Below are 21,464 nucleotides of genomic sequence, written 5' to 3'. Positions count from 1 at the left end.
TCGATGCAGGGCTGGCCTACCCCTCCTGCGATTTCCGATCTTAACAATCAAATCGAAAAACTGAAGGCGGCTGAAAAGGCTTTGCGTGACACGCTCGACAGTTCAACCGCTGATCTCCTCCAGGAAGCGCACGTGCGCTGGCACGACGACGACAAACTCATCGCTGCACGACTCGCTTTTAGCCACTATCTGGAGGAGTGGGCAGCGACGAAGACCATCGTCGAATCCACATTAGGGCGCCTCGTGCCGGAAGGTGCAGAAAATTTCAAACCGCCATATCGGATCCCGAACCAACTTCTCGCACCTGATGGGCAGTTGCGTTCTGCTGTTGTAGACCAGCCCTACAGCCTTGCGCTGGTCGCGTCGGGTGGCAGAGCCCCATACACATGGACTGTTGACGCAGGAGCGCTGCCTGGGTGGCTGACGCTGGACACGAATGGCACGCTGTCCGGCACGCCGACGATCTCCGGGACGTTCAGCTTTACAGTGACGGTAACGGACGCGGGTCTATCAACCAGAATCAAGGAGTTCATACTCCCAGTATCGCCGGCTCCGGTCCCCAATGCAGAGCAGCGGTTTCGTCCAACTCGACGTACTTCCTTATGATGACATAAGGCGCAGTAGAAGCTCTGCGAATACATCGGCGGGACATTCTCGCATCCTGGTCGAGCGTTGGTTTGCGCTGTTCACCGAACGATTGATGTGCGCGTCGGGCCTCCAGCAACTGAGCTGACAAGTCCTTCACCACCGATAACGGCGTGGCATCGGATTGCTATGCCGGCTCTCTGGCGCGGCCTCTGACTTGACACATATCAAACTTGTTCATTCGCAATAATTTTCCAATTTGAAAATATGTACACTCAGAATCAATTCTTCTCAAAAATGAAAGGACTGATAATGAATGCTCGACTACCTTCCGAATCGACGTATGAGCCGAACAATCTTCTGGATGCATTAAAAGAAATTCTTGGCTCTAAGAACGACGCAGCATTGTCGCGCACCTTAGAAATTGCTCCACACGTTATCAGTAAAATCCGCCACTACCGCTTGCCGATCAGTGCTGCGCTCCTAATCCGCATGCATGATGTCACCGACCTCAGCGTCAGCGACTTGCAGGGAATGATGGGGGATCGCCGCAGCAAGTTCCGTCTGTCATCAGCGCAAGGGCGGCCGAAAAATTAAGGCCTAGCCTGCTTCTTGTCGCGGTCGGCCTGCGCCACCTCCAAGACAACAGCATATTCCGGGGTGCGCGCTAAAGGGATCCTTGCGATTCCATAAATTGATGGAACGCCATCCGATTACAGAGTCTCACATTTTTAGAAAGAAAATATTTGGTGCCAGACAATTATTGGAATTAAGTGTTGCGTTCCGGGGAAAAGTGATTAAGTGCGTATTTTCCGCGATTCAGTAGTTGTTATATTTTTACATCACTTTGCTGGGCCGTGATTCGGTTGCTTGCAAGCTGGCGCGGGGAAATATTTGCCGCAGGTGTTTCCTCGTCAGCGCCGTGATGACATCAAGTCCAAATCAAAAAAATAGTCCTAAAACAAAGGGGGTAGTTATGAAACGACTTACAGTAATGGTTGTTATTTCCTCTCTCGCCGGCTGTGCAACGCAGCAGAGCAACCATGGTCAGGCAGTCTTCGTACCGCTTGTGAAAAAGGAATACAGTGCGCTGAAAATGGTGCGCGACACGAAGCGCTCGATGTTCTCCGCGCAAATTAAGGATCCGACAACGACCCCAGAAAAAAATGCCGCTTTAAAGGCAGAAGTCGACGCTGCCGAAATACATCTTTCCACTACCGAAGCTGCAGATCTGGCAAAAGCTTTTAATGACGTTTTGGCCGACTGCAATAAGGTCATCTCTGGTATGGCATCCAAAGCTGAGACGCAGGAATCAAATGCGTTCTTGCTCTCAATGAGTGGCTTGGTATTCGGTTCCGTGCTTGGGCCTGCGGCAACCGCATCGAACGCGGTTGCTCACCGAGCGTTTATTTCCGCAGCAAGCGGTTGGGCCGGCGCAACAAATCTTGCTGGACAAAACTTGCGCACACTTGGATTGGCGGGTGATGGTGTCGCGACGACGCGAAATACTATTGTTGGGAAGATGAATGACGCGATCGGAGATGCAACGAACACTGAATACTCTTTCGACAAGCGCTTCGCCGCAGTACAAAAAGTGCAGGCTTCCTGCATTTCCTATTCGATGACGGTCGCTGGTGCTGTCGCGGCTATTCCCGCTGCAGCTAGCGCCGGTGGCGACAAAGGTGGCGAACCAGGTGCTGGAGGGGGTAAGTGAGTGGCATCCTAAAATAGGAAGGCCCGGTACCGCTTCTTGTTGGGAAGTGGCCGGGCCAGGGATTCTCCATGTGCGCGTTGCGTCGAAGTAAAACACCAGGCATGCTGAGCGTGCTTTACCCTAACTCTGCTTTTACTAACAATTCCTTGCACTGATCAGCTTGGACTTCAGCCCGCAGCAATCAGAGTCTAGTCACCTCAAACCTTTGCACAAACCTGTCATAAACAGGGCGAGGACTACAAAGTCCCCTGCGAAGGCTTTCGAGTACGCTTCTTCTTCAAAATTCCCTCCAGCGCCTCCGCTATCAAAGCGATCTCCTTGTCAGTTGCTTTGGAAATTACTTCCAACACAAACCCGCGTTGTGATCGAGCCCAAGTTACATCACTTAGGAAAAAGTCCTCGATCTCGGTCCCCATTGCCCGCGCTAGCCTCTGCAACGTGTCAATCGATGGATTGAAGACTCCAGACTCGAGTCTACTCAATGACTTCGGATCAATCCCAGCCGCTTCTGCCGCCTGAAACTGGGTAAGTCCTTTCTGCTTTCTAAGCTGTCGAATCCTACTACCCAGAGCCGATTTGATCGTTGTCATTGAGGTCGCCTGAAAAATGACCCACTTCATCAGACAGTAACGTCTCCGAGAACCGCATAAACATCACCAAATTACAATAAAGGTGACTCACAACGTATAATTTACGGGCTGCAATCATTTTCACTTAACAACAACTTGAGGCCTAAATGTACAAAACTGGTGGAATAATCGGAATAATTGCGGGAATTTTCGCTGTCATAGCAGCGGTGGTGACGTTGCTTTTCGGAGGCCTGGCGACAGCATTTCATGCGGACAAGGCGAGCACAGTCGTTGGACTTGGCTGGGGCGGTGTGCTGTTTTCATTCCTGGTGATCGTATTTGGCGCGCTGGCTTTTTCAAAGCCTAAAGGTGCTGGCTGGGGGCTAACGATATCAGCTATCCTCGGCGCGATTTTAGGTGGCACACTAGTAGCAATTTTTATGGTGTTAGCATTCATCGGCGGTGTCCTTGCAATTGCAGGTGCAAAAACAGCCCCACAAGCGTCTAGCACGCCAGATGCATACCGCCCTAGCTCCCATACAGAAAAGAGTGCTAAAAAGTGGCCCTACGCGGTTGCTTGCGCCATCATTCTTGTCGGTGGACTCGCCGCAGCAGGTCGTTATGCAAAAACTGATGCACCTGCAGCAGAATCTATCCCAACAGCGCCAACCGCCGCCAACTCGAACGTGGATAATTTCGCTTCTATTTCCGAATTGGTACACGCGCCCATTACCGGGCCTGAAGCTGTCATGTTGACCGACTTCGGCGCGTCACCACCAGAAGATCAGGTCGCCGCTTTCAAACGACTAAGCGGGACCGAAGAACTTACCAGCCTTCAACGTGAAGCACGAGCGAAGGCCTTAAATACAGCCTTATCCAATGCGAAGGGGAAGACTGTAGTATGGGATTTGGTTGTGAACAACGTCGCCTCCTCAGGCCAGAGTACCGCCGGAGGCATCTACAGAATTTCAACTAAATGTGCGGGCCTAGAAAACCGCGTCATCCCGGAAGCACAGATTCAAAAAGCGCATCCGAAGACTGAAGTATTGGTCACTGCACGTAATGATGATGAAATCAAAGCGATGCAGGCACTTGCTACATGCAGCGTTGTCAGGGTCAAAGGCGTAGTCGCAAATTACGACAACAAGGGCAACGTCGAACTGAACCCTGCAATCATTGTCCAGACAGGGAATTACAAGGCCCATGATGTCGTCATTTCAAACACTCAAGATGTTGCTGTGCCTGCACCTCCGATTGCTGAAACTCTTGCGCATACAGATACCCCAAAAAGTACAACCGAAGCAGGCGACAAGGAGGCCGCTCTGTCAGCACGTTCTGCGCAGCAGGACCCAGTCCAGCAGGAAAATCCCGCAACACTCCAAGCCGCAGACAAGGAGCTCAATGCCACCTATGTGCGGTTGATGAAAAATCTGCCGCCCGAGAAACGAACCGAGTTGAAACGCATGGAGCTTGATTGGATTCGGAACAGGGATGCCAATTGTGGACAAGACATTGCCTGCCTAACCAAATTCACACAAGAAAGGACAAAAGAATTAGCAACACAATCTCGCTAATAGTTGGAAGAAAAAACAGAAAAAAGCAGACATAAGTGAGCGGAGAGACTCCGCTCTCTGTCCTACCTAGCCGAAGAAGCTGCGCCCCTCAGCCCAAAAGCACTGCAACTCTAAGGAACCGCCCCCATTGACAAGGTCGTTCCGATAGGCAATAATTCTGACTTGCCGTATTCTTCAGCCTCGGCAACCTAACTCCCTATACGATGCCTTTGCCCGCATGGACTGTTTCAGTCTTCATGCCGGTTATTCATACGCAATTTTTTAGGAGAGTTATCATCTTCAACCAATTACTGACAGTCAAACAAGTCGCAAGCATGCTCTGCATGAGCACGTCCCATGTATGGGCGCAGGTCAACGATGCACCGGACTTCCCGAAGCCGTTCAAACTTTCAGCGAAGCAGACGCGATGGAAACTTTCAGAGGTAGACGCTTACATCGACATACGGTCAGCCACACGTCACTGACATAGAAGCCGCAATCAGAAATGACTGCGGCTTTTTTCATGGGCGTAGTTTTGCGCTCACGCTTAAAAAAGCGGCGGCTAAATTTTTAGCCACGGCTTTTTACCGGGCCAAACAACGTCAGCTAAATTTTCAGCCCACATAAAAATCGCTGGCCCTAACGGTGCTGTACGTCAATCATCGCCCGGTGATAGCATGGATCGTCCCCACTGCCACAGCCTGCAATGCTCAAAGACGCCCTGCCTTGGATCGCCATCGGCATATCACTGATATCTCCAGTCATAGCCGCCTTCAACTTCTTCAACGACAGGGCCGCACTACAGGCCACATCGACCTATGAAGAAGGCTGGGAGGGATTTACCGCCTGCATACGCATCAACATCGTGAACAAGGGCCGCAGGTTAATCATCCTGCACTCATGGGGCGGTGCAGCGACCAATGGCCGGTTCATCCGACGCATCGACGGCAATAAGTGGATGACCATGCAGCTTGCAGGCAGCGAAGGCCACGCCCTGACAGAACTGAAGCCATATCCACCGCTGGTACTGGAAGCTTCCGACCTTGAATTCGAACTGGCTGACGGCACTGACTTCATGATGGACGACATCTGGATAATCGACACTGTAGGCCGCCGCCATAGCATCAAGGGCATCCGGGAGGATGTCGCCAAGCTGCGGAAGTGGGCCGAGAAACAGTCGCCACAGGTACAGGCAAGCAAATAGTGTGTACAGGGGGGGGACAATCAAACTAGTGTACAGCTAGTGTACAGACCCGGAAAAGAAAAAAGGGTTAAGAAGCATAGCTTCCCAACCCCTTGATTTCATTAAACATTTTGGTCGGGGCGAGAAGATTCGAACTTCCGACCCCTTGCACCCCATGCAAGTACGCTACCAGGCTGCGCTACGCCCCGACGAACTGAGATTATAACAGCCGGTTTAAGTATTTGTCATGTTTGCTTCGTGCCCACGCCGCAACATTCTCACCGCAGGGCTATAGTAAGATTTACCCATGCAGCAAGTCCCCGTCCCCGCCCTCCTCGAACAAGCCGCCGACCTGGTCCGCCAGGCCGATGCGCTGATCGTTTGCGCCGGCGCCGGCATGGGCGTCGATTCCGGGCTACCGGACTTTCGCGGCAACGACGGCTTCTGGAAGGTCTACCCCGCCCTCGGCCGCGCCGGCATGAAATTCTCCAGCGTCGCCACGCCCTACACTTTCCGCTCCGATCCCACGCTGGCCTGGGGCTTCTACGGCCATCGCCTGCTGCTGTACCGCGACACGGCCCCGCATGCCGGCTTTGCCCTGCTCAGGAAATGGGGCGAGTGCATGCCGGCCGGCTGCGGCGTCTTCACCAGCAACGTCGACGGCCACTTCCAGCGGGCCGGCTTCGATCCGCAACGCATCTACGAGTGCCACGGCTCCATCCACCACTTGCAATGCATGGAGCCCTGCGGTCCCGATATCTGGAGCGCCGACAGCTATGTGCCGCAAGTCGATACCGACGCCTGCCGGCTGCTCAATGCGCCGCCTCTGTGCCCGCATTGCGGCGGCATGGCGCGGCCGAATATCCTGATGTTCGGTGACTGGGGATGGAACGAGCGGCGCTCGATGGTGCAGGAAGCGCACCTGCATGGCCTGCTGCAGCAGGCCGAACGCCCGCTGGTGGTCGAACTGGGCGCCGGCGTGGCGATACCGTCGGTGCGCAACTTCGGCCATCGCGTGATCCAGCAGCACAACGGCCGCATGATACGGATTAATCCGCGCGAACCGGACGTCGCCAGCCCGCGCGACGTCGGCCTGGCGATGGGCGCCCTCGCCGCACTGGCGGCGATCGACGCTTTGCTATAAACGATTTACACCAATTTTACGGCGATGCCGAACAAGCCCTCGACCTTGCCCACCAGGGTCTGGCCGCGCACCACCGCGCCCACGCCTTCTGGCGTGCCGCTGAAAATCAGGTCGCCCGGCGCCAGCGCGAACAGTGTCGACAAATTGGCGATGGTCTCGCTGACCGACCAGATCAGATGATCGATGGTGGCCGACTGTTTGGTCACCCCGTCCACATCCAGCTGGATCGCCGCGCGGTTGATGTCGCCCGCTTCCGCAGCGCGGTGGATCACTCCCACCGGCGCCGAGTAGTCGAAGGCCTTGCCGATTTCCCACGGACGGCCGGCGTCGCGCATCTTGAACTGCAGGTCGCGGCGCGTCATGTCCAGCCCCACGGCGTAGCCGAAGATGTGCTGCGCCGCGTCCTCCACGGCGATATTGCTGCCGCCCTTGCCGATAGCGACCACCAGCTCGCACTCGTAGTGCAGATTGCTGGTCACTTGCGGATACGGCAGGTCCACCACCTGTCCCGGCGCGACCGCGATCACCGCTTGCGCGTCGTTCGGCTTGCAGAAGAAGAAAGGCGGCTCGCGGTCCGGGTCGAAACCCATCTCGCGCGCGTGGGCGGCGTAGTTGCGGCCGACGCAGTAGACGCGGCGCACAGGGAACAGATCAGCGGTGCCGGCAACCGGCAGGCCGACGACGTCGTGGGCGGGAATAACGTAGGAAGTCATGATGCTCCGATGGATGGATATGGGAGATCAGACATGGTACAACAGCCGCCGCGGGCCTGCAGCGGGCGGAAACAATACGAGACAAATCAGGTCATCAACAGCGCGCGCATCGCGATGCGGAAGGCGTCCACCAGGCTGTCGCGGTTCATGTCGGTGCGGTGCAGCGCGCGGATCTGCAAGCCCTGGAAGTACGAGATGATGGTGTCGATGCGCCCATCCAGCAGCAGGTCGTCCACCGGCAGGTTGCGCAGCTCGCGTCCGCGCTTGACCAGCTCGCGCAGCTTGGCCCGGGATATATCGTCGTTCTCGCGCAGCTTGGCGGCGATCACCGGATTGCGCGACGCTTCCGCGTACATCTCCAGCGGCACATGCCAAGGCTGCGGATCGAGCGTCTCGCCCACATGAAAGGCGGCGTCGTCCAGCATGGCCTGCAATGGATCTTCACGCGTCGCCAGATCGCCCAACAGGCCGGCCACATGCTCCGCTTCGCGCTCGACAAAGGCCAGGATGATGGCGTCCTTGCCGTCGAAGTAGTTGTAGATATGGCCGGCGCTCATGCCGGCCTGCTTGGAAATCTCCGACATGCTGGCGCCGTGAAAGCCGCTGCGCGCGAAGCAGACGGCGGCCGCGTCCAGCACTTGAGTGCGCCGGTTCTGTGCCCGTTCCGGGTCTGTACGTCGTTTGCCGCTGCTGGTCATGGGGATATCGTCCTTGGGTATCTGTCACTGCCTGAGGCGGTACTGTGGCGAAGCGCGCCCGCTTTGTCAATTTAACAGCTTCGGAAAGCGGCGGGCGCGCAACACCTTAGCCCTCCGGTTGCCAGCCGCCGCCCAGCACCTTGTACAAGGTGACCGCGTTGCTGGACTTGCCCAGCCGCGCCGTGATCAGCCCCTGCTGCGCCGAATACAGCGCCCGCTGCGACACCAGCGCGTTCAGGTACGAGTCCGCGCCTTTGCGGTAGCGCGCCTCGTGGATGCGGAAGCTTTTATCGGCCGCGTCGACCAGCGCCTGCTGCGAGGCGATGCGTTCGTCAAGCGTGCCGCGCTGGGCCAGCGCATCGGCCACTTCGCGGAACGCCACCTGGATCGCCTTTTCGTACTGCGCCACCGAGATGTCGCGTTCCGCCTTGGCGATATTCAGGTTGGCGTGGTTGACGCCGCCGTCGAAGATCGGCAGGTTCACTTGCGGAATGAAGCTCCACGTCGACGAACCTGCCTTGAACAAACCGGACAAGGTGGAGCTGGCGCTGCCGCCAGACGCCGTCAGCGAAATGCTGGGGAAGAAGGCGGCGCGCGCCACGCCGATGTTGGCGTTGGCGGCGCGCAGCGCGCGTTCCGCCTGCTGCACGTCCGGACGGTCCTGCAGCAGGTCCGACGGCAGTCCGGCCGGAATCGCGGCCAGTTGCGTGACCGCGCCCATATCGCCGCCCGGCAGCAGGTCGTCCGGCACCGTGCCGCCGACCAGCAGGGTCAGCGCATTCTGGTCCAGCGCCACCTGCGCGGTGTAGACCGCCATGTCGCCGCGCGCCGCCTCCACGCTGGTCTGCGCTTCATACATGTCAAGGCCGGAGGTGACGCCGGAATCGAAGCGCTTCCGGCTCAGGTCATAGGACGTCTGCTGGCTTTGCAGCGTTTCCGCCGCCAGCTTCAGGCGCTGCTGGTCGGCGATCAGGGTCAGATACGCGTTGGCCACTTCGGCCACCAGCGTGATCTGCTGCGCGCGGCGCGCTTCCTCGGTGCCGAGGTAGGTCTGCAGGCCCGCCTCCGACAGGTTGCGCACCTTGCCGAAGAAATCCAGCTCATACGACGCCATCGCCAGGCCGCCGCTGTACTGGCGGCTGATGGCAGCATTGCCGGTGCCGGTCATCGTGGCCGGTGTGCGCGACGCGTTCTGGCTCACGTTGGCCGACAGCTTGGGCAGCAGCGCGGCGGTATCGATGTTGTACTGCGCCTTGGCCTTCTCGATATTCAGCACCGATACGCGCAAGTCGCGGTTGTTGGCCAGCGCCAGCGCGATCACCTGGCGCAGACGCTCGTCGGCGAAGTATTCGCGCCACTGGATTTCCGACACCGGCTTGGCGTCGGCCGCCGCCGCCGGCACGCCTTTGTAGGCGTCGCCGGCCGGCCAGGCTTGCGCCACCGGCTGCGCCGGACGTTCGTACACCGGCGCCAGGCTGCACCCCGCCAATGCGGCCAACGCCGCCATCGCGATCAAGGATTTTTTCATGATTGAACTCCCACACTCGCCGGAGCCACGGCCTTCTTCGAGAAGAAGCCGCGCACCAGCACAAAGAACACCGGCACAAAGAAGATGCCCAGGAAGGTCGCCGACAGCATGCCGCCCAGCACGCCGACGCCGATCGCGTTCTGGCTGCCGGAACCGGCGCCGCTGCTGATGGCCAGCGGCAGCACGCCGAGACCGAAGGCGATCGACGTCATCAAGATCGGACGCAGGCGCAAACGCACGGCCTGCAAGGTTGCCTGTTTCAGCTCGACGCCCTGCTCCTGCAGCTCCTTGGCGAATTCCACGATCAGGATCGCGTTTTTCGCCGCCAGGCCGACCACGGTCAGCAGACCGACCTGGAAGTAGACGTCGTTCGACAGATGGAACACCGACGTCGCCAGCACGGTGCCGATCACGCCCAGCGGCACCACCAGCAACACCGAGAACGGAATCGACCAGCTTTCATACAGCGCGGCCAGGCACAGGAACACGATCAGGATCGAGATCGCATACAGCTCCGTGGTCTGCGAACCGGAATCGCGTTCCTCGGTCGACAGGCCGGTCCATTCGAAGCCGATACCCGGCGGCAGCTGGGCTGCCATCTTTTCGATTTCCGCCATCGCGGCGCCCGAGCTGCGGCCCGGCGCCGGCATGCCGAGGATCTCGGTCGACGGCAGGCCGTTGTAGCGCTCCAGGCGCGGCGACGCGTAGATCCAGCGTCCGGTCGAGAAGGCCGAGAAAGGCACCATCTCGCCGTCGGCGTTGCGCACAAACCATTTGCCCAGGTCTTCAGGCGACATGCGCGAATCGGGCTGGCCCTGCATGTACACTTTCTTGACGCGGCCGCGGTCGACGAAGTCGTTGACGTAGGCGCTGCCCCAGGCGGTGCTGAGCACCTTGTTCACATCGGCGATGGACAGGCCCAGCGCGGTGGCTTTCTGCTGGTCGACGGTGATCTTGTACTGCGGCGTATCTTCCTGCCCGTTCGGGCGTACGGCCATCAGCACGGGATTCTTGGCCGCCATGCCCAGCATCTGGTTGCGCGCGGCCATCAGCGCATCGTGGCCGACGCCGGCCTGGTCCTGCAGCTGCAGGTCGAAGCCGCTGGCGTTACCCAGCTCCAGCACCGCCGGCGGCGCGAAGGCGAACACCATCGCATCCTTGATCTGCGAGAAGTTGCCCATGGCGCGGCCGACGATCGCGTTCACCCGCTGGCCGGCGCCCTTGCGCTCGGCCCAGTCCTTCATGCGGACGAAGGCGATGCCCGTGTTCTGGCCATTGCCGCTGAAGCTGAAGCCAGCCACCGCGAACACCGACGCCACAGAGTCCTTCTCGTCGTTCATGAAGTGCTGCTCGACTTTCTCGATCACCTTCAGCGTGCGCTGCTGGGTCGCGCCGGTCGGCAGCTGGATCTGCGAGAACAGCACGCCCTGGTCCTCTTCCGGCAGGAAGGAGGTCGGCAGGCGCATGAAGACGAAGGCCAGCACCGCCAGCAGGATGGCGTACATCGCCAGCGAACGTCCGCCGCGGTTCAGCAGCACGCCGACCCAGCCCTGGTATCTCGCGCTGCCGCGCTCGAAGCTGCGGTTGAACCAGCCGAAGAAGCCGGTGTCGATCGCGTGATGGCCCTTGGCCACGGGCTTCAGCAAGGTGGCGCACAGCGCCGGCGTGAACACCATCGCCACCAGCACCGACAGCACCATCGCCGAAACGATGGTGATCGAGAACTGGCGGTAGATCACGCCGGTGGAACCGCTGAAGAAGGCCATCGGCACGAACACCGCCGACAGCACCAGCGCGATGCCGACCAGCGCGCCGCTGATCTGGCTCATCGACTTGCGCGTCGCTTCCAGCGGCGACAAGCCCTCTTCCGTCATCACCCGCTCGACGTTTTCCACCACCACGATGGCGTCGTCGACCAGCAGGCCGATCGCCAGCACCACCGCGAACATTGTCAGCGTGTTGATCGAATAACCGAGCGCGGACAGGATCGCGAAAGTCCCCAGCAATACCACCGGCACGGCCATCGTCGGGATCAGCGTGGCGCGGAAGTTTTGCAGGAACAAATACATCACCAGGAACACCAACACCACTGCTTCCACCAGCGTCTTGACCACTTCCTCGATCGACAGCTTGACGAACGGCGTGGTGTCGAAGGCGACGACCGCCTTCATCCCGTGCGGGAACTGCTTGCCCATCAATTCGATCTTCGCCTTGACGGCGTTGGCGGTTTCCAGCGCGTTGGCGCCGGTGGCCAGCTTGATCGCCACGCCGGTCGCCGGCTTGCCGTTGTAGCGCGCCAGGACGTTGTAGTTCTCGCTGCCCAGCTCCATGCGGGCGACGTCGCGCAGATGCACGGTGGCGCCGCTGGCGGCGGTCTTCAGCAGGATGGCGCCGAACTGCTCGGCCGTTTGCAGGCGGCTCTGCGCCGACACGGTGGCGTTCAGCTGCTGGCCCGGCACGGCCGGCGCGCCGCCCAGTTCACCGGCAGAGACCTCGGTGTTCTGCGCGGTGATCGCGGCGGTCACGTCGGCCGGCGTCAGCTGGTAGCTTTGCAGCTTGGCCGGGTCGAGCCAGATGCGCATCGCATACTGCGCGCCGAACAGCGTAACGTCGCCCACGCCCTGCACGCGGCTCAGCGGATCGATGACGTTGGCGGCCACGTAGTCGCCCAGGTCGGCCTGCTTCATGCTGCCGTCTTCGGACACGAAGCCCAGCACCATCAGGAAGTTCTTGGTGGCCTTGGCCACCACCAGCCCTTGCTGGGTGACGATCGCCGGCAGCAGCGGCGTGGCAAGCTGCAGCTTGTTCTGCACCTGCACCTGGGCGATATCCGGATTGGTGCCGCTGTTGAAGGTCAGCGTGATGCTGATGCCGCCGGTGGCGTCGCTCGACGAGGACATGTAGCGCAGGCCGTCGATGCCCTTCATCTTTTGTTCGATGACCTGGGTGACGGCGTCTTCCACCGTCTTGGCGGAGGCGCCGGGATAGGAGCCGCTGATCGAAATCGATGGCGGCGCGATGCTTGGATACTGCGAAATCGGCAGGCCGAGGATCGCGATCACGCCCGCGAGCATGATGACGATGGCGACGACCCACGCGAAAATCGGGCGGTCAATAAAGAAACGTGACATGGCGGCTTCCTTTACTGAGCGCTCTTGGCGTTGGCGGACACGGCGCCGCCGGCCGCGGTGGCGACGGCACCGGCGGCGGGCTTGGCGGCGTTGGCCGACGCCCCCGGTTTCACCTTCTGCACGCCTTCGACGATCAGCAGGTCGCCCGCGTTCAGGCCGGACTTGACCAGCCACTTGTCGCCCAGCGTGCCGCCGGTGACCAGCGTGCGCTGCTCGACCTTGCCTTCCTTGTTCAGCACCAGCGCGGTCGCCTCGCCTTTCGGATTGCGCGTCACGCCCTGCTGCGGCACGGCGATGGCTTGCTCATTGACGCCCGACTCCACCACCGCGCGGACGAACATGCCCGGCAGCAGATCATGCTTGGGATTCGGGAACAGCGCGCGCAGCGTGACGTTGCCGGTGCCCGGATCGACCGTCACGTCGGAGAACTGCAGCTTGCCCGCCTCTGCGTACTTGCTGCCGTCCGACAGCAGCAGCGTGACCCTGGCCTGGCCGCCGGATTTTTTCAGGCCGCCGCTTTCCATTTCGCGCTTCAGGCGCAGCAGGTCCTCGCTCGACTGCGTGACGTCGACATAGATCGGGTCCAGCTGCTGCACGGTGGTCAGAGCGGCGGACTGGTTGGCGGTGACCAGCGCGCCCGGCGTGACGGCCGAGCGGCTGATGCGGCCGCCGATCGGCGCGTCGACGTGCGTGTATTTCAGGTTGATGGCAGCCTGCTCCAGCGCGGCGGCGGCCGATTCCACGTCCGCCTTGGCCTGCTCGTTGGCGGCGACGGCATCGTCGTAATCCTGGCGACTCACGCCTTCGATGGCGACCAGCTCCTTGTAGCGCGCCACTTTCGGGCCGCTGGTCATCAGGTTGGCCCTGGCCTTGGCCAGCGCCGCCTTGGCCGAGTTGACGGCGGCCTGGTAGCTGGCCGCGTCGATCTGGTACAGCGCGACGCCGGCCTTGACGTCGGCGCCTTCGACAAACAGGCGTTTTTGTATCAGTCCGCTGACCTGCGGGCGCACTTCGGCCACCTGGAAGGCGGCGGTGCGGCCCGGCAGTTCGGTGGTGATCTGCAACGCCTCAGGCGCCACTTTAAAAACGCCCACTTCCGCCACCTGCGCATGAGGTGCTTCGGTCGTGGATTGGGAGCAACCAGCGGCCAGCGCGGTTGCGATGATCAGAGCGGCGGACCCGGCCGGCCGCAGGGATGGTTTGCAGAAAATGGCTTCCATGATGGGACTTTCTGTATAAAAAATAGGCACAGGCAATAGAATGAACGATCATTCTAATTAAGTCAAGCTGGTTTTATTGTTCAGGACAAAGCGATACGTGGCTGGGGTCGATGATTTCTCATCATCCTTGGGGCGGGCGCCGCGCCCGGTGCTACAATGAATTTAATTTCTTTCGGACATCATTTCGCCCGTCGTTTATGATCACGCCGCCAACTAAAAGCACGGCCAGGCCGCGCCTCACCACGCTGGTCACAGTGGGTGTCGCCGCGACGGTGCTGCTGTCCGTGCTGTGCCTGCTGGTGCTGGTCAGTCACTTCGCGACCGACTATGCGGAGCGCGAGGCCGGCCAGCGCCTGCAACAGCTGTCCTGGCAGATGCGCGACGCGCTCGACCGCGTGGTGCGGAAAGCCACCGGCGACGTCCAACTGCTGACCGAGCTGCCGCAGGTCCGCGACGCCAGCTCGCCCGCCGACATCCGCCAGGTGCTCGAGAGCCTGCAAAAGACCTTCCCCGACTACGCCTGGATCGGCCTGGCCAATCCGGACGGCACCGTCTACGCCGCCACCCAAGGCCTGCTCGAAGGCCAGGACGTCAGCGAGCGCGCCTGGTTCAAGGGCGGCCGCGACAAGCTCTACGCCGGCGACTTCCACCCCGCCACCCTGCTCGGCAAAAAGCTGCCCTACAGCGCCGACCCGTGGCGCTTCGTCGACGCGGCCGGCCCGGTGCGCCGTTCGGACGGCAGCTACCGTGGCGTGCTGTGCGTGCACATGAGCTGGGGCTGGGCGCGGCGCCTGGTGGGCACCATCCTGGCGCCGGCCGACCGGCAGTACTCTGCCGATATCTTCGTGGTGCGTGGCGATGGCACCGTCATGCTGGGACCGAAGGGCATGGAGGAACAAAAGATCAGCAGCGACAGCCTGGCGCGGTCGCAATCGGGCGTGCCGGGATCCGTGAAGGAAACCTGGGCCGACGGCCGCAACTACCTGACCGGCTTTTCCCGCACCGGCAAGCACGACGACCCGGCCACGCTGGCCTGGTCGGTGCTGGTGCGCCAGCCGGAGGATGTCGCGCTGGCGGGCGCCCACGCGCTGGAACGCCAGATCCTGCTGCTGGGTGCTATCCTCGGGCTGGCCATGGCGCTGGCGGCATCGGCGGTGGCGCGGCGGCTGGCCGGCCCGCTCAACGCGCTGAGCAGGAATATCGAGCAGCGCTCGGCCGCGACGGCCCACGAGGCCGACCTGCCGGAGATCGTGCAGATCGACAGCTTCCACGAGGCGCAGGTGCTGTCGCGCGCGCTCGCCGAGCTGGTGGACAACGAACGGGGCCATCTCGCCACGCTGCGCGGCATGAACGAAAAGCTCGAATCGACGGTGGCCGAGCGCACCCGCGAGATCGCGCGCAAGGCGCTGCAGCTGGAGCGCGCGCTGGCGCAGGAGCAAAGCACCCAGCTGCTGCTGCAGGAGCGCGCGGCCGAGCTGCGGGCCATCCTGGACAACGCGCACGACGCCTTCATCGCCCTCGATCCGGGCGGCGTGGTGCTGGACTGGAACCGCCAGGCCGAGAAGCTGATGGGCTGGACCCGCGCCGAGGTGATCGGCCAGCCGCTGGCCGCGATGGTGCTGCCGCCGCTGCTGCGCCGCGCCTATGAACGCGACATGCGCCAGCTGGCCGATGCCGGCGCTGGCTCGACAACGGTGCTGAACCGCCGCATCGAACTGACGCTGCACAACCGCGAGTGCAAGGAGCTGGACGTGGAGGTGTCACTGGCCTACGTGCCGCGCAGCAGCGGCCATTTGTTCATCGCCTTCCTGCATGACATCAGCGAGCGCAAGTCGCTGTTCGCGTCGATGGAGGCGATGGCGCTGCGCGACACCCTCACCGGCCTGCCCAACCGCCGCGCGCTGATGCAGGCGCTGACCGAGGCGATCCAGCGCGCCAACCGGCTGCGCCAGAGCTGCGCCGTGTTCTTCCTCGACCTCGACCGCTTCAAGCAGGTCAACGACCGCTACGGCCACGAGGAAGGCGACGAACTGCTGCGCCAGTTCGCCGAGCGCGTGCTGCACACGGTGCGCAAGACCGACACCGTCGGCCGCCTGGCCGGCGACGAATTCATCGTCATCCTGGAAAACCTGCACAGCGACAGCGCGGCCCAGGAAACCGCCGACAAGCTGGCGCCGGCGCTGCGGCAGCCGTTCATGCTGAAGACCGCCACGGTCAGCCTGAGCGCCAGCATCGGCATCGCCATCCACCACCCGGACGACCCGCAGGATATCGAGACGCTGCTGAGCCGCGCCGACCGCGCCATGTACCTCAACAAACAGCAAACCAGGCAGCTGCACGCGCAGCGCTGAGACGCTTCCTATCGAAAATCCCTGTTTCCGCGTTTCAGGTAGTATCAGCCAAAAAACCTGTGGATCATGGACATGGAAGCACAAAACAGCCTCTCCAATCTCTTTATTTCATCCGGCGTGCCCGGCCTTGACGAGGTCCTGGCCGGCGGCCTGACCACCGACCGGCTCTACCTGGTCGAGGGCGAGCCCGGCACCGGCAAGACCACGCTGGCGCTGCAGTTCCTCAACGAGGGCCAGCGCCGCGGCGAATCGGTGCTGTACATTACGCTGGCCGAAACGGCGGTCGAGCTGCGCAGCGTGGCCGCTTCGCACGGCTGGGACATGCAAGGCATCCAGATCGAGGAAATCCTGCCCAACGAGGACGTGCTCAGCCCGGACCAGCAGTACACCATCTTCCATCCGTCCGAGATCGAGCTGGGCACCACCACCCAACGCATCCTGACGGCGATCGACAGGTACAAGCCGCGCCGCGTGGTGCTTGATTCGCTGTCCGAGCTGCAGCTGCTGGCCGAGAGTCCGCTGCGCTACCGGCGCCAGGTGCTGGCCCTCAAGCAGTACCTCACCAGCCGCAGCTGCACCACCATCTTCCTCGACGACCGCACGGCCCTCAGCACCGACCTGCAGGTGCGCAGCGTGGCCCACGCGGTGCTGACGCTGGAGCTGGTCGACCAGGCCTACGGCGCCGAGCGGCGCCGCGTGCGCGTGGTCAAATACCGCGGCATCGCCTTCCACGGCGGCGCCCACGACTACAAGATCACCCGTGGCGGACTGCAGGTCTATCCGCGCCTGGTGGCGGCCGCCACGCGCGTGCGCAGCGATCGGCGCCAGCTCTCGAGCGGCATCCCGGTGCTGGACCAGCTGATCGGGGGCGGCCTCGAAGAAGGCATGAGCACCCTGATCTCCGGCCCGCCGGGCACCGGCAAGTCGACGCTGGCGGCGCAGTTCGTCCACGCCGCCGCCGCGCGCGGCGAGCCGTGCGCGATGTTCCTGTTCGAGGAAGCCCGCAACAACATGCTGAACCGCTCGGCCAATCTCGGCATGGACCTGGCCGGCGCCATCGACAGCGGCCTGCTGTCGATCCAGCAGATCGACCCGGCCGAACTGGCGCCGGGCCAGTTCTCGCACGCGGTGATGCAGGCGGTCGAGCGCGGCGTGCGGGTGGTCGTCATCGACAGCCTGAACGGCTACCTGAACGCGGTGCCGGACGAACGCTTCCTGACCGTCTACCTGCACGAGCTGCTGACCTACCTGGGCCAGCGCGGCGTGGTCAGCATCATCGTCGGCGTCCAGCAAGGCATGATAGGCACCGGCATGACCACCTCGGTCGACGCCAGCTATATCGCCGACAACGTCATCATGCTGCGCTACTTCGAGGCCGAGGGCGAGGTGCGGCAGGCGATCTCCGTGTTCAAGAAGCGCGGCAGCGCGCACGAGCGCACCATCCGCCGCTTCGCCATCGGCGGCAAGGGCATACAGGTCGGCCCGGTGCTCAAGGGCTTCCACGGCATCCTGACCGGCGTGCCCACCTACGACGAGGACCCGGACCGGGCCGCGGCCGGCTGACACGCATGGAAAACCGCATCCTGATCTACGCCCCCACCGGCCAGGACGCGCCGCTGGCCGCCAAGGTGATGGCGATGGCGGCCATCGACAGCCACGTCTGCCGCACGCTGGCCGAGCTGGCGGAGCAACTGGAACTGGGCGCGGGCGCGGTGCTGACCGTCGAGGAGGCCCTGGGGCCGGGCGGCTACAGGCTGCTGCAGGACTGCGTGGCGCGCCAGCCCGACTGGTCCGACCTGCCCATCATCCTGCTGACCCACAGCGGCGCCGATTCGTCGGCGGTGCGGCAGGCGGTGGCCGGCCTGGGCAACCTGAGCCTGATGGAGCGGCCGGTGCGCACGCTGGCGCTGATCACCGCCCTGCACTCGACCCTGCGCGCGCGCAACAAGCAGTACCAGGTGCGCGAGGCGGCGCGGCGCAAGGATGAATTCCTGGCCAGCCTGGGCCACGAACTGCGCAATCCGCTGGCGCCGATCCGCACCTCGGTCTCGCTGCTGACCCACCTGTATCCGGACGCGCCGCCGGTGGCGCGCATCCGCGACATGGTGGAGCGCCAGGTGCGGCTGCTGACGCGGCTGGTGGACGACCTGCTGGACGTGGCGCGCATCACCAGCGGCAAGATCAAGCTGCAGCGCCAGCTGGTGAGCCTGGGCGCGGTGATGAACCACGTGAACGAATTGTGCGCGCAGGCGGCCAGCGCCAAGCGCATCCACATCGCCTGGCAGCTGCCGGCCGAGGAAGTCACGCTCGACGCCGACTACGCGCGCGTGGTGCAGATCTACGCCAACATCCTGTCGAACGCCGTCAAGTTCACGCCGCAGGGGGGCAACGTGGTGGTGCGCGCCGAGCGCCAGGACGGCGAGCTGCTGGTGACGATACGCGACAGCGGCATCGGGCTCGACGCGGAATCGATCGCGCGCATCTTCCGCATGTTCGAGCAAAGCAGCACCGTCAGCGGCCAGTTCTCCAGCGGCCTGGGTATCGGCTTGAGCCTGGCGCGCCAGTTCGCGGAAATGCATGGCGGTATCGTGGAGGCGTACAGCGCCGGTCCCGGCATGGGCAGCGAGTTCGCGATCCGGCTGCCGGTGGTCAGCAGCGCCGTGCGCGACGCGGCGCCGGCAACGGCGGCCAAGGGCGCCGACGGCCGCAAGATGCAGGTGCTGGTGGTGGACGACAACCAGGACGCCGCCGATTCGCTGGCCGCGCTGCTGGAGATCGACGGCTTCGACGCCCATGCGGTGTACGACGGCGCCAGCGCCATCCAGCTGGCCGCCGAGCTGGCGCCGGACATGATCATCATGGACCTGGGCATGCCCGGCATGGACGGCTACGAAACCGCGCGGGCGATCCGCCAGCGTGCCGGCGCCGAGCGCATCCTGATGGTGGCCCTGACCGGTTGGGGCCAGAACGACGCCCGCCGGCGCACCGGCGAAGCGGGCTTCGACTATCACCTGGTCAAGCCGGTGGAGCTGGAACAGCTGGTCCGCCTGGCCGGCGCGCGGCAGAACCGCGAACAGGTGCAGGCGGCGCGCTGAAGCGGGCCGCCGCTACTTCCAGTCGCCACGCAGCGCCAGCACCTGCTCCTGCAAGCCTTCCGGCGTGACGTCGTGCGGCGCCACCGGCAGGCCGACCGCCAGCGCCAGGCGCGAACGCAGGCCGGTGCGGAAGGCGCGCTCGAACACATTGTCGTCGCTGCGGCTGAGCAAATGCCCCCACAGTCCGCGCAGCGCCATCGGGATCACCGGCACCTTGGTGCGCTCGACGATCTTGGCGATGCCGCCCTTGAACTCATTGAGCTCGCCGGTGTTGGTCAGCCGCCCTTCCGGAAAGATGCACACCAGGTCGCCCTCGTGCAGCGCCTGCGCGATGTCGACGTAGGCCTTCTCCATCAGCCACGGGTCTTCCTTGGCCGAAGCGATCGGGATCGCGCGCGCGGTGCGGAAGATCCAGCCCAGCAGCGGCAGCTTGAAGATGCGGTGGTCCATGACGAAGCGGATCGGGCGCGGGCTGGCCGCGCCGATGACGATGGCGTCCACATAGCTGACGTGGTTACACACCAGCACCGCCGCGCCTTCGGCTGGAATGCGGTCGGCGTCGATCAGGCGCACGCGGTGCACGGTGTGGATCAGCAGCCAGGCCAGGAAGCGCATCAGGAACTCCGGCACCAGCGAGAAGATGTAGATCGCCACCACCGCGTTCAGCAGCGCCGTCACCAGGAACAGCTGCGGTATCGTGAAGCCCTGGCCCAGCAGCAGGATCGCCACGCCGGCCGCCGCCACCATGAATAGCGCGTTGAGGATGTTCATGCCGGCGATGGTGCGCGAGATATGGGCCGGGTCGCAGCGGATCTGGATCAGCGCGAACAGCGGCACGATGAAGAAGCCGCCGAACATGCCGATCATCAGCACGTCGAACAGGATGCGCCAGATCGCGTGATGCGAGGCCATCATCGCGAACGCGTCCAGGTGCGGACCGGAGGCCAGCGCGCCGGCGACGGCGGCGAAGTGCTGGCTGGAGAAATACAGGTCGGCGCCGAACAGCGACAGGCCGATGGAGCCGAACGGCACCAGGCCGATTTCCACCTTGCGGCCCGACAGGCGCTCGCACAGCAGCGAGCCGGCGCCCACGCCCAGCGAGAACACCGTCAGCAGCAGCACGAACACGCTGTGGTCGCCGTGCAGGAAATCCTTGGCGTAGACCGGGAACTGCGCCAGCACCAGCGCGCCGTAGAACCAGAACCACGAATTGCCCAGCATCGACAGGAACACCACGCGGTTCTTGCGCGAGAAATTGATGTTGCGGATCGATTCGCCGACGAAGTTCCAGCTGACCTTCAGCTCCGGCACCGGCGCCGGCGCGTTCGGGATGCGGTAGCTGGCGATCAGCCCGAGCAAGGCCACGGCGATGGTGGCAATGGCTTCGAGCGCGATGCCGTTCGGCCTTTGCACCACCAGCACCGCGCCCAGGATCTCGCCCAGCAGGATGCCGACGAAGGTGCCCATCTCGGTCACGCCGTTGCCGCCGATCAGTTCCTCGGGCTTGAGCTGCTGCGGCAGGTAGGCGTACTTCACCGGTCCGAACAGCGTCGAGTGGATGCCCATGCCGACCACGGCGGCCACCAGCAGCCACAGGGTGTGAGTGAACCATCCGAGGCCGGCGACGCACATGATGGCCACTTCCAGCCATTTGACGAAGCGCGTCAGGCCGGACTTCTCGAACTTGTCGGCCAGCTGGCCGGCGGTGGCGGAGAACAGCACGTACGGCAGGATGAACAGGCCGGGGATCAGGTTGGTGATCAGCGACGGCGACAGCGTGGTCCAGCTGAGCGCGTCGAAGGTGAGGATGACGACCAGCGCGGTCTTGAACAGGTTGTCATTGAAGGCGCCGAGAAACTGGGTCCAGAAAAACGGCGCGAAGCGGCGTTGCGACAGCAGGGAAAACTGATTGGGCTGGCTCATGTCGTACCGTTCAATGTGAGACTTACGGAAAGATTGAGCGGATTATAACCGCATGCC

The 21,464-nt window shown here is 62.5% G+C and carries 17 protein-coding genes and 1 tRNA gene; 10 read left to right on the top strand and 8 right to left on the bottom strand.

Annotated elements, in window-relative coordinates; all coding sequences use genetic code 11:
* The first annotated feature begins 3 nt into the window (after positions 1 to 3).
* The 3 genes from ACCD07_RS21290 (at position 4) to ACCD07_RS21280 (ending at position 2,299) form a co-directional block, all read left to right on the top strand.
* A complete protein-coding gene (locus ACCD07_RS21290; RefSeq protein WP_413448486.1) occupies positions 4 to 606 on the top strand; it encodes an Ig domain-containing protein in 603 nt (200 codons plus the stop codon).
* 291 nt (positions 607 to 897) lie between these two features.
* Positions 898 to 1,182, top strand: a complete 285-nt coding sequence (locus tag ACCD07_RS21285) for a hypothetical protein (RefSeq protein WP_413448485.1) — start codon at positions 898 to 900, stop codon at positions 1,180 to 1,182.
* Between the two features lie 379 nt (positions 1,183 to 1,561).
* The gene (locus ACCD07_RS21280) at positions 1,562 to 2,299 is read left to right on the top strand and encodes a hypothetical protein (RefSeq protein WP_413448484.1); all 738 of its coding nucleotides are present in this window, start codon (positions 1,562 to 1,564) and stop codon (positions 2,297 to 2,299) included.
* A gap of 236 nt (positions 2,300 to 2,535) precedes the next feature.
* Here the strand turns inward: ACCD07_RS21280 and ACCD07_RS21275 are convergent, their stop codons facing one another.
* A complete protein-coding gene (locus ACCD07_RS21275) occupies positions 2,536 to 2,889 on the bottom strand; it encodes a helix-turn-helix domain-containing protein (protein WP_413448483.1) in 354 nt (117 codons plus the stop codon).
* A gap of 146 nt (positions 2,890 to 3,035) precedes the next feature.
* Between ACCD07_RS21275 and ACCD07_RS21270 the strand changes: the two genes are divergently transcribed.
* From ACCD07_RS21270 to ACCD07_RS21260, 3 genes are all read left to right on the top strand, one after another.
* Complete coding sequence (locus ACCD07_RS21270) at positions 3,036 to 4,442, top strand: lysozyme inhibitor LprI family protein (protein WP_413448482.1); 1,407 nt, start codon at positions 3,036 to 3,038, stop codon at positions 4,440 to 4,442.
* Positions 4,443 to 4,645: 203 nt separating this feature from the next.
* On the top strand, positions 4,646 to 4,906 hold the full coding sequence (locus tag ACCD07_RS21265; protein WP_413448481.1) for a helix-turn-helix transcriptional regulator: 261 nt from the start codon (positions 4,646 to 4,648) through the stop codon (positions 4,904 to 4,906).
* A 221-nt stretch (positions 4,907 to 5,127) separates the two neighbouring features.
* Complete coding sequence (locus ACCD07_RS21260; protein ID WP_413448480.1) at positions 5,128 to 5,625, top strand: hypothetical protein; 498 nt, start codon at positions 5,128 to 5,130, stop codon at positions 5,623 to 5,625.
* Between the two features lie 111 nt (positions 5,626 to 5,736).
* Here ACCD07_RS21260 and ACCD07_RS21255 read toward each other — a convergent pair.
* Positions 5,737 to 5,813 (bottom strand) — tRNA-Pro (locus ACCD07_RS21255).
* A 98-nt stretch (positions 5,814 to 5,911) separates the two neighbouring features.
* Here ACCD07_RS21255 and ACCD07_RS21250 point away from each other — a divergent pair.
* Positions 5,912 to 6,748 carry an SIR2 family NAD-dependent protein deacylase gene (locus ACCD07_RS21250; RefSeq protein ID WP_413448479.1) on the top strand — a complete coding sequence of 279 codons (837 nt, stop codon included), beginning with the start codon at positions 5,912 to 5,914 and terminating at the stop codon, positions 6,746 to 6,748.
* Positions 6,749 to 6,753: 5 nt separating this feature from the next.
* On the opposite strand, the gene ACCD07_RS21245 is transcribed toward ACCD07_RS21250, so the two are convergent.
* From ACCD07_RS21245 to ACCD07_RS21225, 5 genes are all read right to left on the bottom strand, one after another.
* Positions 6,754 to 7,461 (bottom strand): fumarylacetoacetate hydrolase family protein, encoded by a 708-nt coding sequence (locus tag ACCD07_RS21245; protein ID WP_413448478.1) that lies wholly within the window; start codon positions 7,459 to 7,461, stop codon positions 6,754 to 6,756.
* A gap of 86 nt (positions 7,462 to 7,547) precedes the next feature.
* The gene (locus ACCD07_RS21240) at positions 7,548 to 8,159 is read right to left on the bottom strand and encodes a TetR/AcrR family transcriptional regulator (RefSeq protein WP_176652029.1); all 612 of its coding nucleotides are present in this window, start codon (positions 8,157 to 8,159) and stop codon (positions 7,548 to 7,550) included.
* Between the two features lie 106 nt (positions 8,160 to 8,265).
* The gene (locus tag ACCD07_RS21235; protein WP_413448477.1) at positions 8,266 to 9,687 is read right to left on the bottom strand and encodes an efflux transporter outer membrane subunit; all 1,422 of its coding nucleotides are present in this window, start codon (positions 9,685 to 9,687) and stop codon (positions 8,266 to 8,268) included.
* A complete protein-coding gene (locus tag ACCD07_RS21230; protein WP_353402706.1) occupies positions 9,684 to 12,818 on the bottom strand; it encodes an efflux RND transporter permease subunit in 3,135 nt (1,044 codons plus the stop codon). Before ACCD07_RS21230 ends, ACCD07_RS21235 begins: the two co-directional genes overlap by 4 nt.
* A gap of 11 nt (positions 12,819 to 12,829) precedes the next feature.
* Positions 12,830 to 14,038, bottom strand: coding sequence for an efflux RND transporter periplasmic adaptor subunit (locus ACCD07_RS21225; RefSeq protein WP_413448476.1), 1,209 nt, complete (start codon positions 14,036 to 14,038; stop codon positions 12,830 to 12,832).
* 197 nt (positions 14,039 to 14,235) lie between these two features.
* Here ACCD07_RS21225 and ACCD07_RS21220 point away from each other — a divergent pair, with 197 nt between their 5' ends.
* The 3 genes from ACCD07_RS21220 (at position 14,236) to ACCD07_RS21210 (ending at position 19,484) form a co-directional block, all read left to right on the top strand.
* Positions 14,236 to 16,389 carry a diguanylate cyclase domain-containing protein gene (locus tag ACCD07_RS21220; protein ID WP_413448475.1) on the top strand — a complete coding sequence of 718 codons (2,154 nt, stop codon included), beginning with the start codon at positions 14,236 to 14,238 and terminating at the stop codon, positions 16,387 to 16,389.
* Between the two features lie 72 nt (positions 16,390 to 16,461).
* Positions 16,462 to 17,952, top strand: a complete 1,491-nt coding sequence (locus tag ACCD07_RS21215) for an ATPase domain-containing protein (RefSeq protein WP_413448474.1) — start codon at positions 16,462 to 16,464, stop codon at positions 17,950 to 17,952.
* Between the two features lie 5 nt (positions 17,953 to 17,957).
* Positions 17,958 to 19,484: a response regulator gene (locus tag ACCD07_RS21210; RefSeq protein ID WP_413448473.1), complete on the top strand. Its 1,527-nt coding sequence runs from the start codon at positions 17,958 to 17,960 to the stop codon at positions 19,482 to 19,484.
* 12 nt (positions 19,485 to 19,496) lie between these two features.
* Here ACCD07_RS21210 and ACCD07_RS21205 read toward each other — a convergent pair whose 3' ends face one another.
* On the bottom strand, positions 19,497 to 21,407 hold the full coding sequence (locus tag ACCD07_RS21205; protein ID WP_413448472.1) for an MFS transporter: 1,911 nt from the start codon (positions 21,405 to 21,407) through the stop codon (positions 19,497 to 19,499).
* Positions 21,408 to 21,464 lie beyond the last annotated feature (57 nt).

It is taken from the genome of Duganella sp. Dugasp56 (genome assembly GCF_047304105.1).
GTDB classification, from domain to species: domain Bacteria; phylum Pseudomonadota; class Gammaproteobacteria; order Burkholderiales; family Burkholderiaceae_D; genus Rugamonas; species Rugamonas hordei.
Note: the sequence above shows the minus strand (reverse complement) of the source record. Positions and strands in the feature narration are given on the sequence as shown.

Bases quoted from the DNA above. Each gene is read 5' to 3' on its own strand.
- ACCD07_RS21290 (WP_413448486.1), top strand. From the start codon at position 4: ATGCAGGGCTGGCCTACCCCTCCTGCGATTTCCGATCTTAACAATCAA.
- ACCD07_RS21285 (WP_413448485.1), top strand. From the start codon at position 898: ATGAATGCTCGACTACCTTCCGAATCGACGTATGAGCCGAACAATCTT.
- ACCD07_RS21280 (WP_413448484.1), top strand. From the start codon at position 1,562: ATGAAACGACTTACAGTAATGGTTGTTATTTCCTCTCTCGCCGGCTGT.
- ACCD07_RS21275 (WP_413448483.1), bottom strand. From the start codon at position 2,889: ATGACAACGATCAAATCGGCTCTGGGTAGTAGGATTCGACAGCTTAGA.
- ACCD07_RS21270 (WP_413448482.1), top strand. From the start codon at position 3,036: ATGTACAAAACTGGTGGAATAATCGGAATAATTGCGGGAATTTTCGCT.
- ACCD07_RS21265 (WP_413448481.1), top strand. From the start codon at position 4,646: ATGCCTTTGCCCGCATGGACTGTTTCAGTCTTCATGCCGGTTATTCAT.
- ACCD07_RS21260 (WP_413448480.1), top strand. From the start codon at position 5,128: ATGCTCAAAGACGCCCTGCCTTGGATCGCCATCGGCATATCACTGATA.
- ACCD07_RS21250 (WP_413448479.1), top strand. From the start codon at position 5,912: ATGCAGCAAGTCCCCGTCCCCGCCCTCCTCGAACAAGCCGCCGACCTG.
- ACCD07_RS21245 (WP_413448478.1), bottom strand. From the start codon at position 7,461: ATGACTTCCTACGTTATTCCCGCCCACGACGTCGTCGGCCTGCCGGTT.
- ACCD07_RS21240 (WP_176652029.1), bottom strand. From the start codon at position 8,159: ATGACCAGCAGCGGCAAACGACGTACAGACCCGGAACGGGCACAGAAC.
- ACCD07_RS21235 (WP_413448477.1), bottom strand. From the start codon at position 9,687: ATGAAAAAATCCTTGATCGCGATGGCGGCGTTGGCCGCATTGGCGGGG.
- ACCD07_RS21230 (WP_353402706.1), bottom strand. From the start codon at position 12,818: ATGTCACGTTTCTTTATTGACCGCCCGATTTTCGCGTGGGTCGTCGCC.
- ACCD07_RS21225 (WP_413448476.1), bottom strand. From the start codon at position 14,038: ATGGAAGCCATTTTCTGCAAACCATCCCTGCGGCCGGCCGGGTCCGCC.
- ACCD07_RS21220 (WP_413448475.1), top strand. From the start codon at position 14,236: ATGATCACGCCGCCAACTAAAAGCACGGCCAGGCCGCGCCTCACCACG.
- ACCD07_RS21215 (WP_413448474.1), top strand. From the start codon at position 16,462: ATGGAAGCACAAAACAGCCTCTCCAATCTCTTTATTTCATCCGGCGTG.
- ACCD07_RS21210 (WP_413448473.1), top strand. From the start codon at position 17,958: ATGGAAAACCGCATCCTGATCTACGCCCCCACCGGCCAGGACGCGCCG.
- ACCD07_RS21205 (WP_413448472.1), bottom strand. From the start codon at position 21,407: ATGAGCCAGCCCAATCAGTTTTCCCTGCTGTCGCAACGCCGCTTCGCG.